Origin of the sequence: Caballeronia sp. INML1 (genome assembly GCF_023631085.1) — a bacterium.
GTDB lineage: Bacteria > Pseudomonadota > Gammaproteobacteria > Burkholderiales > Burkholderiaceae > Caballeronia > Caballeronia turbans.
The window spans coordinates 61587-78415 of record NZ_JALQDT010000079.1; the positions used below are offsets into that span (position 1 = coordinate 61587).

Consider the following 16829-nt stretch of genomic DNA (forward strand, 5'->3'; position numbering starts at 1 on the left):
TAAGCGATATCCACTCAATCTATGAGTGCCGATGGGTCTAATTACCCGTGGACGCTACGGCGACGGATGCGCTCGAAAGAGTTCGAGCTGAGGGAAGTTTCAAGGAGCTGGACTGGCTGCCACGCGAAGTTCGCTGGGCGTGCTCGACCGGCCTTCGGCATACAAAACCCGCTCGAAAGCGGGTCCTTGTTGCTGCAATGGGTCGTGCTGAAACGAGCAGACCCAGCTATTCAATGCTTTTGATTCGGCTTGTTCACCGACTGCATGGCGGTATCGGCGCCGGTCTTCACGGCATTGCCCGCGGCCGAGACATTCGATTGGGTTTCCTTCGCGAGTGAATCCGCCGCGTTCGCTGTGGCGTCGAACGATGCCGAGGTCGCCTGCTTCAGGTTTGTCTCCACAGCCGCAGCAGCCTTTTCGGACGCCGCGGATGCGTTTTCCACCGCGGTCTTTAAGACCTCGTTGACTTGACCGCCATACGAAGCGAACTGGCTTTGCGCCTCGCGCACCACATCCTCACCGGTCGCCGAGACAATTGCATAAAAATGGCGACTATACGATGCCGATTTTTCCTGAAACTGCTTGAGCAAATTCGATTGCCATTCGCTCACGTCGTTCCCGTTCTCAGGCGTTAAATTAGCTGCACCCTCGTTTTCGGAAATGAGCGTTCTGACCGTTTGCACATTCAATTGCGTCAGCTTTTGAAAACCGTCCATATATTTATCGGTCAGGCTCATCCAGGCCTGGAATTTGGCTTTTTGAAACGCTGCTACTTGTTGCGGAGAAATCATGAACATGGAATATCCCGTGGAAATTTAGAAAGGGTTTGAATCCGAGGCAACGCGGCAAATCTGTTGTTGCACCGCACAGTGAAATTCATGCTACAGCATTAAATTCGAGCGTCAAGCCTTATTTCAGTTAACCCGGAATCAAATTCCCGGCTCGTATTTTTTACGCCGCCCCATTTCGATAATTCCCCGAATGACTTGGAACAGGTATAAACGACCCATTTAATCTTCCAGCACGCCACCTGATTGAGCCGCATATCGTGCGTCGGCGACGGCGTCGAAGAACCGCATCATCTCGCGCGCAGCGTGCGGTCCCCGGGCGTCGGTATGCGTGGCGTTGGAATCGCCGCCCGACCAGGCGTGCCCAAGCCCGTGAATCAGCCACTGTTCGCCGAAAACCTCGCCGCCGCCATGACAAAACGTATTGCGGGTATAGGGATAGCCTTGCTCCACTTGTCCAAGCTCGGTCGTAACCGATGCGCGCGCGTCCTCGGTCCCGGCTATCAGGCTCCGATGCATCTGCATGAGGACCTCGGCGTTTTGCGGATGCACCGTAGTGTCCTGATCGCCATGAAAGACGATAAGGGGCACCGCGCGGCGCACGCCTATCGCATCTCGCGCGGCGCTCAGCTGGGGCGCGCAGGTGCCCATCCTCATTGCAGACATCGCCGAAAAGGCTTCGTCGGCGACGCCGAACGCCAGGCCGGAATGAATTCCAGCCGCCGCGTAAAGATCGGGGTGAGTGACCGCAAGATTGACCGCCATCGCGGCACCCGCCGACATTCCGGCGATGAAAACCCGCGTCGGGTCGATCTCGTAAGATGCCATCACCTCGCGCGTGATGCCTGCGATGATGGAGGCTTCGCCGGAATCGCGGAGCTGATCCGCCGGCCGAAACCAGTTCCAGCATCGGAACATATTGGCACTGGTTCCCTGCTCGGGATACACGACGATATGACCGCCGCTTTCAGCGGCGAGATTCATTTCGGTGCCGAGCGCAAAGTCGTCGGCGTCCTGGCCTGCGCCGTGAAGCATGACGATCAACGATGTGGCTGCGCCGTCATAGCTCGATGGCACGTAGACCTTGAATTCATGCACGCCCGTGGGGTGGGAAAATCGGCCGGAGAGCCATTGCGGGCCCGGTTGCAGCGCGCGTTCGGTTTTATTGCCTGATTTCGGTGAGTGCGAATCGAGATTCGATGCTTCGGTGAAATCGTCATTAGGAACGGCCGAAACGAATAACCCTAATCTGGGGGGTAACTGGCTGTCGAAGGGCGGATGGCTCAAATTGCTTCTTGCGGCTGCTACGTTGAAATTTTTCATTGGACGCTTCTATTTAGAAATGACACAAGCAAGTGTCAAGCGTGGATTGGATACAGGCGTGTCACCGGGCGGCCAGCGAAACTCGAAATGGCCTATTTCCCGGCGGGGGCAAACGCTGCAAATTAAGGTAGTCAGGGAAAAACAGATGCGGTTAGTGCGGCTGATCAAGATTTGTAATTGTGCGCTTCGATATCATCGTACTCGCGTTTACCCTTAACACGAAGGCGAAGATAAATACTTACGCGTGTCGGTACCACAAGATGTCGACATACCGGGTGGAAGCAGGCATACGGTCATCGTTTCCGGCAACCGCGCCGAGTGCACGCGCATAGCGCAGAATAAGACTCTGGGCACTTATAGAGCGAAACGTGCCTGAAGGAAAGCAAATCCATGGTCCAGAGACTACCCACTACAGAGAAAGCGATGAAAAAAGGAAAGACGAAAGTTACGCGTCAGGATGCCGAGCGGCTTTTTGAGGGCCTGCCGGCCGGCACCACGAGAGCAGCGAGCCGACCGGAAAACCCATTCGGTGACGAGCCGGTCAAGGCGGCGAGCCGTGCCGACGACGAAACCAAGCTTTGGAAAGACAATCTCATCACGCTTCCGGTGACGATCGAGTTGCCGAGTGGCTACGCGTCCGCGTCCCGCATGCGCGAGGCGCTTGCGCAGGCGTGGCGCGTGAAGTGGGTGAGAGTGACCGAAAACGAGGTTGTCGGCGATTTTCCTGAAGGATGGAAAGCCGTGCGCCCGGGAACAGGACCGACAGAGTTGCGAGATTCGTCCGACGTGGTACGCGCCGTCTACGGCTGGGCAAAGGATGCCGAGCTCAGGATATTGCCGCGCTACCTGGTGGAGTCGCAAGCGAACAGCACGAGCGGATTAGGCAGCGTGCTTGTCCGCGACCGCGAGACTGGCCAGGTCCTCGAGAGGTCATCGGTCTGGTCGGCGCAAACGGGTACGAATCATCCGGACTGGAGCCGGCTGTCGAACTGGCTCAGCGCGCGCTATCCACACAATCGAGACCCGCTGCGGTACTGGGAAGACTGTGAGGCGAACGTCCCACGCTGAGTCGCTTTGGAAAAGGCGCTCACGCGCGAATCTCGTAGCGAGCGTCATCGCGGTCGTCGACGTCGCGCCGTGCCTGTGCTTGTGCTTGTGCCCGGGCGGACACTGGATGACATCGCCTGCGGGGATTCCGAATCGCGGCTCCCTGCCTCGCTCGATTTGCAACTAATCGTCTGGTTCGCCTGTAGTCCGAGACAGCTTCGCCAATCATCTGCGCGCCTCGTCAAGAATTAATTCGCTATCCAAAACATCCCCGCTACATCGAAAAAAGACACGAAGCGCGCTGTGATGACCAAACGATGCCGCCGCTGATTTGCTTTCGCCAAAGCATTCGTTGGCGATGCGCGCATCGCGCTTTAGCATCGGGCGCCAGAGATGATTTCACGCTCTGGCGGCTTTCCAGGAAAACTTCATGCGATACAAGGGATATGACGTGGCACCGTCCGCACATGCGTTGCCGAGCGGCCTGTATGCGGCGAACCTGATTATCGAGAGCCACACGGCGGCGAGCGGGGCATCGTTTACGTTCGATGCGCTCGACTACTTCTTCGAGCCCGATCACGCCATCGCATATGCGGCGCGCTGGGCCCGGCTATGGATCGATCAGCGCAGCAAGTCCGCGCGCGCCGGTGCGTGACAGGGCGCGCGGCGCTCAGGCGAGATCGGGCGGTGCGGCCTTGAGCACATCGACGTGCTTCGGTATGAGGCCGAGCTCGACGAACGTATCGGCGATCTGCTGCTGCTCGCCGATGATGTCGCGCGTAATGACCTCCGTGCCGAACGCCTGCCGGCTCACCGCGAGTTCGACGACAGGTTGCGGCAAGCCCCAAAGCCGCGCGAGCTCGCGCGCGAGTTCGTCCGGATGCTGCTTGCCCCACTGATCGACCGCCTTGATTTCCTCGATGACGATGCGGATCACATCGGGATTCTTCGCCACATAACGCTGCGACGAAAAATAGTAAGCGCGATTGCCGACGACGCCGCTCGCATCCGCCACGATGCGCGCATTCAGCGTCTTCTGCGCCGCGGCGAAGAACGGGTCCCAGATGACCCACGCATCGATGGAGCCGCGCTCGAACGCGGCGCGCGCATCGGCGGGGGCGAGAAAGGCCAGTTCGACGTCGCCATACTGGAGACCGTGCTTGCGCAGCAGCTTCACGAGAAAGTAATGGACGTTGCTGCCCTTGTTGAGCGCCACGCGCTTGCCCTTCAGATCCGCCGCCGCTCTGATCGACGATTGCGCGGGGACGATCACGGCTTCGGATTGCGGTCGCGCGGGCGTCGCCGCGACATACGCGAGCGGCGCACCGGCCGCCTGCGCGAAGATCGGCGGCGCCTCGCCGACATCGCCGAAATCGATCGAGCCGACGTTGAGCGCTTCCAGTTGCACGGGGCCGGCGGAAAACTCCGTCCAGCTCACGGATACGTTGAGCGGCGCCAGCCGCTTTTCCAGCGTGGCGCGTCCCTTGAGCAGGTTCAGATAACCCTTCTGGTTGCCGATGCGAAGCACGCGCGGCTCTCCTTGCGCGCCCTGCTGCGCGAAGGATGCGGGCATCGCGGCAAATGCGGCGGCGCTCGCCGCGGCGCGCGCGGAAAGAGACAGGAAAGCACGGCGAGCAGCGATAGGTCTACGTTTGGACATGACGGGAATCCGGCGTTTCTAAGGAGCCTCAGATCGTAGAGCGAAGGCGCATACGGACCAACGTAGCAATGGATATAACGCTATCGTCATCGCGTTCATATGCTTGTGCTTCCGGTGGATAGCCGATTTCACCGCGTTCGCGCGCAACGCCGGGCCGAATCTCTCAGTCTGCTTTCGGACCTGGACTGTTGCGAAGCCGTGGGCGGCCTCTGGTCGGCGACGCACAGACAGTGGCGGCGCGCTGCAGGAATATGCAAAGGCCGGCGCGGACAGCTTCGTGCTGCCGGGCTATTGGCGTTTGAATTTCCGCTTCGCCGGGCAAGGGGCGCGTCACGACCGGCGCGTCACGGCCCGCGGTGAAGAAGCGGAGTTTGTCATCGTAAGGGAGGAGTAGATGAAGATGGCTCACCGGGTCACGTCGTCGACGAGCGGCCCCGAATGGGGACTGGTGTTCGGTTTGATCATGACGGCGATCGGCGTGGCACTGTGGTACCGCGGCGTGTCCTCGTTCGCCGATACGGTCGACCAGTCGCTGGGTGTCGCGGCCTTGCTCGTGGGCGTTTTCATGTCCGTGTACGCCGGCCGCGAAACCCTTCACGCGAGACGGCGCAAGTAGCATCGGACCCGGCTGTCTCGAACGTTCGGGCAGCTACTCGATCTGCAAGGCTTCGTTCGAGAATCCCGCGAAGGCGCTCGACGGCGCATCGGGGGTCGGCGTCAGCGCAGGCTACGCGATCGGCGCGACGCAGCACGACCACGAGCGCCTCGACGATCAGATAACCGCCGCCGGCCCGCACGCATTATCGGTGGCTATATCGAAAGACAAAAAAGTCATTTCCGCTGTGCAGCCGACGATTTCATACTGAAGCGTTGATCCGCCGCGCAAAGGGGAAGACCGATGAGCAACAGATCGATTTCCGGCGACGCCGTCGCGGGAAACGCCGCACCGTCGAGCGAAGCGCGCAAACCTTTCGGCACGGAAGACTGGTGGGCAGTCGCCATCGGCTTGCTTGCGATCGTCGTCGCGTATGCGCTGTTCGCCTCGGGCAGCAGCATCAAATGGCTGGCCGTCGCGCCGGCGAAATGGTCGGGCATCGGGCAACTCGCGGGCGATCTCGGCAAGCATGCGAGCGGCTACGTCGCGCTCTTCATCACGTTCGCGGCGGTGTTTTCGGTTGCCATCGCCGCGCTCGGCCTGCACGTCGGGCGATTCCTCGCGGGCTTTCTCGTCATCTTCGTCGTGTCGACGATCATCTTCGCGGCGGGCGCATGGGTAGAGGCGAGCGCCTACAACCTCGAACCGCCGCTGATCGCGCTGGCGCTCGGGCTCTTCGTGTCGAACCTCTTCACGTTGCCCGCCTGGCTCGCACCGGCGCTGCGCGTCGAGTTCTATATCAAGGTCGTCATCGTGCTGCTCGGCGCGACGCTGCCGCTCACGCTGATCGTCTGGGCAGGACCGGTCGCGATCGGACAGGCAACCATCGTGTCGCTCGTCACCTTCTTCGTGATCTACGGCGCGGCGCGGGCGCTTGCCATCGACAAGCGCTTTGCCGCGGTGCTGGGCGTCGGCGGCGCGGTATGCGGCGTGTCGGCCGCCATCGCGATCGCCGGCGCGGTGCGCGCGCGGCGCGAACAGGCGTCGGTGGCGATCACGCTGGTCGTCGTCTGGGCGATCGTGATGGTGTTCGCGCTGCCCGCCGTTTCGCGCGCGCTCGGTCTGCCGACCGGCGTCGCGGGCGCATGGATCGGCACGTCCGAATTCGCCGATGCCGCCGGCATCGCCGCTGCGCAGGCCTACGGCGATTTCGCGCGGCATGCGCCGGGCGTCGTGGCCGGCGCGCCCGATGCGTCGCTGCAGGCCTTCGTGCTGATGAAGGTCGTCGGGCGCGATATCTGGATCGGCATCTGGGCGTTCGTGCTCGCGATCGTCGCGACTACACGCTGGGAGCGCGATGCCGCCGACGGCGTGCAGGCCAAACCGAGCGCCCGCGAAATCTGGACGCGCTTTCCGAAGTTCGTGATCGGCTTCGTCGTCGCTTCGGCGATCGTCACGTGGATCGCATCGCACTACACGCTGGCGGACTATCGCAGCATCGTGACGCCCGCGTTCGTCGCGCCGATCGTCGCGCTGCGCACCTGGGCCTTCACGTTCTGCTTCCTGAGCATCGGACTGACGACGCGCTTCTCGACGCTCGCCGGAACCGGCGCGCGGCCGCTCGCGGCTTTCACGGCAGGCGTCGCGGTCAATGTCGTGATCGGCTATCTGCTGTCGGTGCATCTCTTCGCGCCGTATTGGTCGGCGCTCGGGCAATGAGCGCGCGGTCTTGCGCGGGCGCGCCCGAATGCGGGCGATGCCGCCATTGGGCCGATGACCGCGCGTTGCTCGAAAAGCGTATCCCCGGGCTTGCGTCGTTCGGCTCGGCGTACGGCGCGAGCTTGGGCGAAAGCCGGTTGTGCCTGCGCCACGACCGGCTGACGATGCCGCGTGATCGCTGCATCGCGTTCGTCGCGCGAGCGGCAGTCGATACGCCGTCTCACGATTGACGACCTGCAATGCATTGCAGAAAAGCTTCGTTGTGGAACCGTTCCCGGCGGCCTAGATTTTGAAGCAATGGTCCTGCACGGAGCGAAACCATGAGCGATGTGGTGGTCGAACAACCGGTCGAAGTCGAGGCCGCACTCAACTATCTCGTGCCCACGGGCGTCAGGCCGACTGCCTACGCTTACGAGCCGCCGCCCGGCGTGCCGCGCCGCACCGGCGAATATCGCACGCATGCGGTGACGATCTCGAATGCGCGGCTGCGACCGCCGCCGGGCGGTCTGTCGCTCGACAGGAACGGTTTCGAGCTGCATCGCGAGCCAAGCGCACTGTCCGATTTCTCCGACGATGCCGCCATTCGTTCGGTCTACTACTCGCAATCCGAGCGTCTGCTGAAGCAGTGGACGGGCGCGAAGCGCGTCGTCATCTTCGATCACACGCTGCGCGACGGCAGCGCCGCGCGCGCGAACGGTGTCAGGGAGCCCGTGCATCTGATCCACAACGATCAGACCTTCGTATCGGGACCGCGCCGCGTACGCGATCATGTTCCCGCCGACGAAGCCGCGCGACTGCTGCAAGGGCGCTTCGGGATCGTCAATCTGTGGCGGCCGGTGGGCGACGTGGTCGAGTCTTCGCCGCTCGCACTGTGCGACTCGCGCAGCATCGATGAGCGCGACATCGTCGCGCAGGACTTCATCTATCCGACGATGACCGGCGAAACCTATGCGTTCGTCCACAACCCGCGGCATCGCTGGTACTACTTTCCGCGGATGTCGCCCGACGAGGCGCTGCTCATCAAGATCTACGACTCGGCGGGCGATGGCCTCGCGCGCCTCACCGCGCACACCGCCTTCGACGATCCGGCTTCGCCGCCCGACGCGCGGCCGCGCCGCAGCATCGAACTGCGCACCTTGCTGTTTTTCTGAAGCGCAACGAGCCGCCGTCGCTCGTTCCCAGACAAGATCGATCAATGGGCCTTGAGCGCCGCGCGGACAGTGCGTGCGAGTTCGTCGAGCTGGAAAGGTTTGCGCAGCGCGGTAAAGTGCGTTGCCGTGATCTTTGCGATATCGACGTCCGCGTATCCGGTGGCGAGGATCACTGGAATGTCGGGCCGGATATCGCGCACACGCATGAGGACTTGCACGCCGTTCAAGCCCGGCATCGCATAGTCGACGATCAGCAAGTCCGGCTTGTCGGTGTCGAGGCGCGACAAGCCGCTTGCGCCGTCGTGCGCGTGCGTGACCTTATAGCCCAGCACCTCCAGGCATTCGACGAGCATCGCGCGCACTTCTTCGTCGTCCTCGATGACGAGAATGTGACGTGCAAGGAGCGGGACATCGGGCGAAGCGGCTTCGACGCTCGACTCCGCAATATCGCTCACGCTGACCGGAAGCCAGATCTGCACCGTCGTTCCCTTGCCCGGCTCGCTCTCGATGCGCGCTTCGCCGCCCGCTTGTCGAGCGATGCCATAGACCTGACTGAGTCCAAGCCCCGTTCCTTTTCCAATCGGCTTGGTCGTGAAGAATGGATCGAAGACACGTGAGAGCACGTTCGGCTCGATACCGGAGCCGGAATCGCTGACGCTGACCACGACATAACGTCCCGCAGGGAGCGCCGCATCGTCCGACGTTCGTTCGTCGGCATGAATGGAGAGGCGTCCGCCGCCGGGCATCGCGTCGCGCGCGTTGATCGCGAGGTTCAGGACCGCGAGCTCGAGCTGGTTGGCATCGGCCTTCGTCCAGAGGTGTCTGGAACTCGAAGTCGTCGACAAGTCGATATGCGATCCAAGCGAGATCGAAATGATGTCTCGCATTCCGTCCAACAATGGGGCAACGTTGATTGCCTTGAGGTCGAGGTTGCTCGTGCGGGAAAACGTCAGTAACTGCGCGGTGAGCTTCGCCCCTCGTTCGGTGGCGCGCTTCGTCGTCGCGGCCATCCTGCGGACGCGCTCGTCATCGCTGATGCGCGAGAGCAGTTCAGCGTTCGCCATGATGATGTTGAGCAGATTATTGAAGTCATGCGCGATGCCGCCCGTCAACTGTCCGAGCGCTTCCATCTTCTGAGACTGAACGAGCACTGCTTGCACCTTGGCGCGCTCATGAATCTCTTTCATGAGGCGATTGTTCGCCGACGCGAGTTCCTGCGTGCGCTCCTCGATGCGGCTCTCGAGGGATGCGTTGAGCTTTTCCAGTGCTTCCTGAGCTTGTGCCCGTTCGATCAGATGCTCTTGCGATTCCGCAAGATGTCGACGTGCGTCATATTGTCGAGTGCGAGCGCGCAACGCCGAGGCGACCGCGCGGCGCAGGGTTTCCGAATTCAACGGCCGCTCGAGCACCAGGACATTGCCCAGTCGCTCGAGCATGTCGATGCTCGCCGCCGAACGCCCGCTCGAGAGTTTCCCGGAAAGCAGCACCACCGGAAGGTCCGACCAGGCCGCCTGCTTTTGCAGCCATTGCGCAATCGCCGCACCGTTGTCATGCCGAAGCGACTCTTCGGTCATGATGGCGAGGCCCGCGCCCCGGTCGAGTTCCGTCGCAAGCTCATGCAAGTCGGCGCATACGAAGCACGTGCGATTTTCCGGCGCGAGGACGTCGGTGATCACACGGGCGTCGCGGCCGAACGGGGCCAGAATTAGAACGCGATACTCCATGTTGTCATCGGCCCGGAGGTTCGAGTGACTCGCCGCGGGCCGGCGCAAGCATGGGCGAATCGCCGGAATACGAGGGCAGGCCGCTCAGGATGCCCTCGAAGTCGCGCAACGCTTCACCGACAACCAGTCCTTCACTGTCGAGCCGGAACTGCCGGATCGAGCGCTCGTGTCCGTTCGCGCGACTCTTCACCGCGGTAATGGCGCTCAGGACTTCGCCGTGACGCTCGAAATATCGGAACAACAGGACGACGTCGCTGAGATAGCTGATGTCGATGTCGCTTTGAATTTCTCCGATGATGCCGTGCTGCCCCAGCACCAGTAACGTAATCACGCCGCGCTGGTTGAGGTAGGTCAGCAATTCGTGCATCTGCAGGAGCAGATAGCGTTCACCGGGCATGGCCTGAAGATACGCATTGAGGCTGTCGATGGCGACGAATCGTGCACCGTGTTCCTCGACGCACTTGCGCACGTCGCTCGCAAACTCGCCGGGAGCGATTTCGGCGGGGTCGATCTGGCGAAGCGTCAGCAGTCCGCTATCGAGGTGCGGCCGCAGGTCGATGCCGAGGTTCGTCGAGCGACGCAGGAGCGTCATGCGCGTCTCATCGAAGAGATAGTAGGTGCACGGCTCGCCGCGTTCGAGCGCAGCGAGAAGACAGGACGCGACCGTGGTCGTCTTGCCGACGCCCGAAGGCCCGACGATCAGCGTGTTGGTGCCCGGAACCAGTCCGCCACCGAGCAGCGCGTCCAGGCCGCCGGTGCCGGTGCTGAGCGCGCTGGACGAATAGTCCGTGTGATGCTCGGCTGCGATCAGACGCGGATAGACCTCGATGCCGCCCGTCTTGAGCGTCATGTCGTGAAAGCCTTCGCGGAACCGGATGCCGCGCATTTTCGCGATCCTCAGGCGCCGGCGTTCTCCGCCGTAATCGTGCGTCACGTTGTCGAGGCTAATGACGCCATGCGCGATGCTGTGCAACTGCAAGTCGCCCGGCTCCGAGGTATTGTCGTCGAGCAACAACACGGTGCAGGCACGCGTCGCGAAATAACGCTTCAGGGCAAGGATCTGGCGACGATAGCGCAGCGGATTCTGCGACAGCATGCGAAGCTCGGACAGGCTGTCGAAGACGAGCCGGGCGGGCTTCATCTCATCGACCTTGGCGATCACGTCGCGAACGGTTTCTCCCAGCTCGACCTCGGCAGGATGCAGCACACTCTGCTCGAAGCTCGGGTCCAGCCCTTCATCCGAGAGCAATTCCGTGATGGTGAATCGTGTCGTGTCCCAGCCGTGACTTTCGGCGACCGCGATCAGTTCCGCCTTCGTCTCGGACAAGGTGACATAGAGGCCGGATTCGCCGTTCTCGACGCCCTTGAGTAAAAATTGCAGGGCGAGGGTCGTTTTACCTGCGCCCGGCGCCCCTTCCACCAGGTACATCCTGTGAGGGGTCAGCCCGCCGCCCAGGATGTCGTCGAGGCCCAGAATGCCGGATTCGATGCGGCCGTTCGGGGCGTGAAGCAGTTTTTCCGGCATATGCGCGCTCTTCGATATGAATGTACGGATCGGTAGAAGCGGCAGCGAGCAAGAAACGAGCCCCCCCGGCCGCGGTCGATGGCGCAGCGGCCAGGGCGGCACCGGGTTCGCGGCGAAAGAAAGGGATTCGAAACCTGGTGATTCGCAGCTACGACGCGATTGCCGCCTCGGTGATCTACGCCTCTGGCTTGCTGCGCCCGTACAGCAGCAACATCGCTGCGATCACCACGCCGTAGATGATCTGACGTCCCGCTTCGGGCATCTGTGCGACCGAGAGGATCGACTGCAGCAGCGTGATGAGAATTGCGCCAGCCACGGTGCCGAGGTACGACCCGCGACCGCCCAGAATCGACGTGCCGCCGAGGACGACCGCCGCGATGGCCGGCAACAGGTAGGCATCGCCCATCGACTGCGCGGCCTTCGACGCATAACCTGCGAGCAGCACGCCGCCGAATGCCGCGAACGCGCTGCACACGGCGAAAGCGGCCACGGTCACGAGCCGCGTATCGATGCCGGAAAGATACGCCGCGCGTTCGGTGTTGCCGATCGCGTACAGCGTTCGGCCGAACGTCGTGCGCGACAGCAGGAACATCGTCGCGCCGCCGATCACGACCCACAGCGCGACCGCATTCGGCACGCCCGGCACGAGCCAGCCCGCCGCGAGCCATCGCATCACGTCCGGCGCGGAATCCTGCGGCGACGATCCCCCCGTGTAGACGATCATGATGCCCTGCGCGACCGCATTCGTTGCGAGCGTCGCGATCATCGACGGAATGCGCAGGAGCGCCACGAGAATGCCGTTGACGACGCCGATCAGCACGCCGCAACCGATCCCGACCGGAATCGCGAGGACGCGTCCCAGTTCGCCGTGCCCGGCGACGGCGCACGCCATCATCGCGCCGACCGTGATGGTCCACGGCAACGACAGGTCGATGTGGCCGAGCAGGATCACCATCATCAGGCCGGTCGCGATGATGCCGAGGAACGCGCCGACCTTCAGTTGCAGCAGGATGTATTCCGGCGACGTGAAGCTGCGCGAATACATTCCGCCGACGAGCAATAGCGCGACGATGCACGCGAACGCGATCACGATCGGTTTGTCGATCCGGCGCGCGAGCCTCGACACGAACGTGCTGCGGCCGTTTGCGGACACGTCGCTCATTGGAACCACTCCAGGCGGTTGCGCACCCGGAACAGCCCGCACGCGCCGATCGAGACCGCGAGCAGAAGAATCACGCCCTGGAAGAGCGGCTGCCACAGCGCATCGACGTTGAACACGAACAGCAGGTCGCCGATCGAACGGAACGCGAATGCGCCGAAGACCGCCCCGATCGCGCTGCCCCTGCCGCCCAGCAGCGACACGCCGCCGATGACCACGGCGGCGATCGAAAACAAGGTATAGGAGTTGGCGCTGCCGAGGCTCGCTTCGCCCGTGTCCGTGAAGAACGTCAGAAAGAGGCCGCCGATCGCGGCGAGCAGGCCGGCGAGCGTGTAGCTCGCGAACTTCGCGCGGCGGATCGGCATGCCGGAGAGGAAGGCCGCGGGTTCGGACGAGCCGGTTGCATAAGCCGCGCGCCCGATCGCGGAGCGCTTGAAGGGCACCCAGACGATCACCACGGCCGCGAGCAAAATCAGCAGGCTGGCCGGGACGACGCCGGCGACCTTGCCGGTCAGGGCGTCGGCGAGATCTTCGTTGATGGCGCCGCCGGGCACCGGGCGAAGCAGCAGCGCCAGTCCGTAGTAGACGGCGCCCGTTGCGATCGTCGTCACGATGGGCTGCAGACGGCCGAAAATGATGATGACGCCGTTGAGCGCGCCGCACAGCGCGCCCGCCGCGAGCACACCGGCGATGCCGAGCGCGCTGTGCAGCGCGTCGCCCGTGACGATCCACGATCCCAGGCAATTCGTCAGCACGAGCATCGTTCCGATCGACAGATCGATGCCCGCCGTCAGCACGACGAGCGCCTGGCCCATCGACACCAGCGCGAGCAATACCGCCTTGTTGGCCGCCGTCTGAAACACATTCGCCGACAACGTCGACGGATAGTTGAAGAGGTAAATCGCGAACATCAGCACGAACAGGCCGAATGCGAACGCCGACCCGCGATTTTCCGCATACCAGTAGCGCAATCCGCTCATGGCGCGACTCCTGTGGAAGGCGCAACCTGTCCGACGGGCAGGTCCAGCGCACTGGCGATGAGACTCTGCTCGGTGATCGCCGCCCCGACCAGCTCCTTCTTGATCCTGCCTTCGTACAGCACGAGCACGCGGTCGCAGCAGCCGATCAGCTCGTCATAGTCGGTCGAATAGAACACGATCGCGGCGCCCTCGTCGGCGAGCCGCCTGAGCAACTGATAGATCTCCTGCTTGGTGCCGACGTCGATGCCGCGTGTCGGGTCGCAAAGCAGCAGGATTCGCGGCTGCCGGACCAGCCACTTCGCGATGACGACCTTTTGCTGGTTGCCGCCCGAGAGCGAGCCCACGGCCGCATCGACGCTGAACGACTTGATCGCGAGGAGCGCCATCATCCGGTCGACGAACGACTGCTGGCGGTCGCGATCGATCACGCCTGCGGTGGACATGCGATCGAGCGCGGCAAACGACAGGTTTTCGCGCACCGACATCGGCAGCATCAACCCTTCGGTCTTGCGGTCCTCCGGAATCAGCGCCATGCCGATGCGATTGGCGCGGGCGGCCACGGGGCTTTCGATCGACACGGCCTTGCCATCGATCTCGATCGCCCCTGTGCAACCGCGCAGCACGCCGAACAACGCGAGCAGCAGTTCGCGCTGGCCTTGTCCGTCGAGGCCGCCCAGCCCGAGTATTTCGCCGGGCCTCACAGAAAAGCTGACGCCGCGCAGGGTGTCGTTCCACGCGAGGTCTCGGCAGGCGAGCACCGGTGCGGCGGCGCCGCGCTGCCCGGGCGCGTCCGCGGGCCTGGCGGGAAACACATGCTGGTACTTGCGGCCGATCATCATTTCGACAACCTCGTTGTCGGAGCGCGTGCCTGCCTCGAAGCTCATCACATGACGACCGTTACGGTAGACGGTGCATTCGTCCGCGAGCGCCTTCACCTCGTGCATCCGGTGCGAGATGAACAGCAGCGCGAGCCCTTCGTCGCGCAGGCGCTTGAGCACGTCGATGACGCGCGCCACGTCGGCCGCGGTCAGCGCCGACGTGGCTTCGTCGAGAATCAAAATGCGCGGCTCGTGGGCCAGCCCCTTCGCGAGTTCGACCATCTGCTGGCGCGACAGCGGCAGATCGCGGACCTTTGTAAGCGGATTGATGTCGGCCGCGCCGGCGCGCGCGAGCGCGGCCTCGGCCTGGCGGCGCTGGGCGCGGCGGTCGATCATGCCGAAGCGTCGCGGCGGGTTCGAAGCGAAGATGTTGTCCGCCACGCTCAGGTCGGGGATCAGCGACAACTCCTGATACACGCAGACGATGCCGGCCGCGTTCGCCGCGGCGGGCGACGCGAACGAGACTTCGCGACCGTCGAGGTGCATCGTGCCTTCGTCCGGCTGCACGACGCCGGACATCACCTTCAGCAGCGTGGACTTGCCCGCGCCGTTCTCGCCGAGGACCGCGTGAATGCGTCCCCGGCGCACCGCGAGTTCCGCGTGATCCAGCGCGACGGCGCCGCCGTAGCTTTTCGACACCCCGGACATCTGAAAGAACGGCCGCTCTGCGTCCTGCCGCATGCTTCGTCTCCCGTCACGTGGCCGGCCATCGTCCGGTTACTGGTTGCCCTGGCTCTGCTTCATGATTTCCTGTGCGGAGAAGTTGATGCCGCATGTCGGAAACGAGTTGCCGACGAAGAAGTTGTCGGATTCGTTGGGGAAGTAGTTGACGCCCGCCTTCAGCTTCGCATCGTCCGTGATGTCGAGGGGCAGCTTGATCGCCACGGGAATCGTCTGACCGTCCAGCGCGGCGAGCGCGGTCTTGATCGCCACGGCCACCTGCGCGGGACCGCTGCCCGCCGACGTGCATTTCAGGCCCTGGCTGCCGTACTGCGCGCAGAACTTGCGAAAGCCGTTTTCCGTCTCGCCGCCGAACGGAACGAACGGATGCTTCGCGTCGATCATGGCGCGCACGACGCCGGTGTCGCCGCCCTGCGCCGAAATGCCGTCGAAATGGCCCTGCACCGCAATGGCGTCGGCGGCGGCCTTCTGCGCGACGCCGTCGTCCCACTTGCCGTAGACCTGGACGATGTTCCACTTCTTGCCGGTCTCGTCGAGCGTTTTCTGGAAACCATTGTGCCGGTCAGTATCGACCGAGGTGCCCGCCACGCCGCGCACCTCGAGCACCTTGCCGCCGTTGGGCACATGGCTCGCGAGCCACTTGGCCCACAGCACGCCGAGCCCGTACTGGTCGACGTCGACGTTGATCGCGTCTTCGCTGTCGAGCGTGTTGTCGAACGCGATCAGCACGACGCCGGCCTTCTTCGCGCGGCGAATCGCCGGGCCGAACGAGGACGGATTCTGCGCATCGACGATGATCGCGTCATAGCCCGCATCGATGAAGTTGTTGACGGCCGAGATCTGCGCCGGGACGTCCTCGCCGGTCGAGACGACCTTGAATTCCTTGAGTTTCGCGGCGACCGCCGGTTGCGCGGTGTACGCCTTGGCCGTCTTGATCATCTGGATGCGCCAGGTGTTGGCGATATAGCCGTTCACGAGTGCGATGCGGTAAGGGCCGTTCTTCTTCGGATACTTGACGAACTTCGTGTCGCTCTTCCAGGGAACCATGCACGCCGGATCGCTGGACGGACCGGAAACGATCGAAGCCTGCGCGAAAGCCGCACTTGCGCATAGCGCCAGTGCCGCGCTCGCCGCCACTCGAAGCACCTTGATTCCTGGACGCATGTTGTCTCCTTTTTGTTGGATTGAATCTAACGACTGCTGGCGCACAGGGCTCGTCGTGGATTCGCGACACGGTGCGCGCAAAGCGAGGAATCTTTCAGATTTGCCAGGCGGGATGCGATCGGACTGGCAGCAGGACTTTTTCCAAAGGCGCCCCTCGAAGCGCGAGGAAGGGCACGCGCGTACACATTCGCGTGTGACAGTACTGGCATACCAATCCACGCGCGATAGTGGTTTACGAGCGTGCGCCATGTATGACGCAATCGGGCTGAAAGGCTTGATGGGAAAGGCTGTAGCACGATCGGCTTGCGGCCGTCATGGCGCGCGACGCGGACCGCTGCGCGCGGCGATGCCGGCACATTTCGCGCGCGAGGCCGGCGAGTTCACGCGGGCCTCGCGCTAGCCGGAGCAGCGGCCCGACAGTTCGAAAGCATGGCA

General features: G+C 63.1%; 15 protein-coding genes and 1 pseudogene. 6 read left to right on the forward strand and 10 right to left on the reverse strand.

All coding sequences use genetic code 11. The features are described from left to right. Positions 1-230: 230 nt before the first annotated feature. Positions 231-797, reverse strand: coding sequence for a TIGR01841 family phasin (gene phaP / locus NCR38_RS31985; protein WP_143756339.1), 567 nt, complete (start codon positions 795-797; stop codon positions 231-233). 213 nt (positions 798-1010) lie between these two features. Continuing rightward, complete coding sequence (locus NCR38_RS31990; protein ID WP_250478327.1) at positions 1011-2111, reverse strand: PHB depolymerase family esterase; 1101 nt, start codon at positions 2109-2111, stop codon at positions 1011-1013. 423 nt (positions 2112-2534) lie between these two features. Between NCR38_RS31990 and NCR38_RS31995 the strand changes: the two genes are divergently transcribed. Next, positions 2535-3179 (forward strand): hypothetical protein, encoded by a 645-nt coding sequence (locus NCR38_RS31995; RefSeq protein WP_250478328.1) that lies wholly within the window; start codon positions 2535-2537, stop codon positions 3177-3179. A gap of 42 nt (positions 3180-3221) precedes the next feature. On the opposite strand, the pseudogene NCR38_RS32000 reads toward NCR38_RS31995, so the two are convergent. Continuing rightward, positions 3222-3320 (reverse strand): annotated as a pseudogene (locus tag NCR38_RS32000) (cupin domain-containing protein); the annotation flags it as partial. A gap of 268 nt (positions 3321-3588) precedes the next feature. Here NCR38_RS32000 and NCR38_RS32005 point away from each other — a divergent pair. After that, a complete protein-coding gene (locus tag NCR38_RS32005; protein WP_061118432.1) occupies positions 3589-3813 on the forward strand; it encodes a hypothetical protein in 225 nt (74 codons plus the stop codon). A 15-nt stretch (positions 3814-3828) separates the two neighbouring features. On the opposite strand, the gene NCR38_RS32010 is transcribed toward NCR38_RS32005, so the two are convergent. Beyond that, a complete protein-coding gene (locus NCR38_RS32010; RefSeq protein WP_250478329.1) occupies positions 3829-4818 on the reverse strand; it encodes a sulfonate ABC transporter substrate-binding protein in 990 nt (329 codons plus the stop codon). 394 nt (positions 4819-5212) lie between these two features. Here NCR38_RS32010 and NCR38_RS32015 point away from each other — a divergent pair, with 394 nt between their 5' ends. The 4 genes from NCR38_RS32015 (at position 5213) to NCR38_RS32030 (ending at position 8283) form a co-directional block, all read left to right on the forward strand. Continuing rightward, a complete protein-coding gene (locus NCR38_RS32015) occupies positions 5213-5434 on the forward strand; it encodes a hypothetical protein (protein ID WP_061118435.1) in 222 nt (73 codons plus the stop codon). 282 nt (positions 5435-5716) lie between these two features. Continuing rightward, complete coding sequence (locus NCR38_RS32020; protein ID WP_250478330.1) at positions 5717-7132, forward strand: YeiH family protein; 1416 nt, start codon at positions 5717-5719, stop codon at positions 7130-7132. Continuing rightward, positions 7129-7362, forward strand: a complete 234-nt coding sequence (locus tag NCR38_RS32025) for a hypothetical protein (protein ID WP_250478331.1) — start codon at positions 7129-7131, stop codon at positions 7360-7362. Before NCR38_RS32020 ends, NCR38_RS32025 begins: the two co-directional genes overlap by 4 nt. Before the next feature lie 90 nt (positions 7363-7452). Continuing rightward, positions 7453-8283, forward strand: a complete 831-nt coding sequence (locus NCR38_RS32030; protein ID WP_250478332.1) for a CmcJ/NvfI family oxidoreductase — start codon at positions 7453-7455, stop codon at positions 8281-8283. Between the two features lie 41 nt (positions 8284-8324). Here the strand turns inward: NCR38_RS32030 and NCR38_RS32035 are convergent, their stop codons facing one another. The 6 genes from NCR38_RS32035 to NCR38_RS32060 all read right to left on the reverse strand — a co-directional run bounded on the left by NCR38_RS32035 (position 8325) and on the right by NCR38_RS32060 (position 16394). After that, entirely contained in the window at positions 8325-10007 is a 1683-nt protein-coding gene (locus NCR38_RS32035; RefSeq protein WP_061118550.1) for a response regulator, read from the reverse strand. 4 nt (positions 10008-10011) lie between these two features. Continuing rightward, complete coding sequence (locus NCR38_RS32040; RefSeq protein WP_061118438.1) at positions 10012-11532, reverse strand: ATPase domain-containing protein; 1521 nt, start codon at positions 11530-11532, stop codon at positions 10012-10014. A gap of 175 nt (positions 11533-11707) precedes the next feature. Then, a complete protein-coding gene (locus NCR38_RS32045; RefSeq protein ID WP_250478333.1) occupies positions 11708-12694 on the reverse strand; it encodes an ABC transporter permease in 987 nt (328 codons plus the stop codon). After that, positions 12691-13671, reverse strand: a complete 981-nt coding sequence (locus NCR38_RS32050) for an ABC transporter permease (protein ID WP_250478334.1) — start codon at positions 13669-13671, stop codon at positions 12691-12693. The genes NCR38_RS32045 and NCR38_RS32050 overlap by 4 nt, the downstream gene beginning before the upstream one ends. Then, positions 13668-15230 (reverse strand): sugar ABC transporter ATP-binding protein, encoded by a 1563-nt coding sequence (locus NCR38_RS32055; RefSeq protein ID WP_061118441.1) that lies wholly within the window; start codon positions 15228-15230, stop codon positions 13668-13670. The genes NCR38_RS32050 and NCR38_RS32055 overlap by 4 nt, the downstream gene beginning before the upstream one ends. Before the next feature lie 36 nt (positions 15231-15266). Continuing rightward, on the reverse strand, positions 15267-16394 hold the full coding sequence (locus tag NCR38_RS32060) for a sugar ABC transporter substrate-binding protein (RefSeq protein WP_061118442.1): 1128 nt from the start codon (positions 16392-16394) through the stop codon (positions 15267-15269). Positions 16395-16829 lie beyond the last annotated feature (435 nt).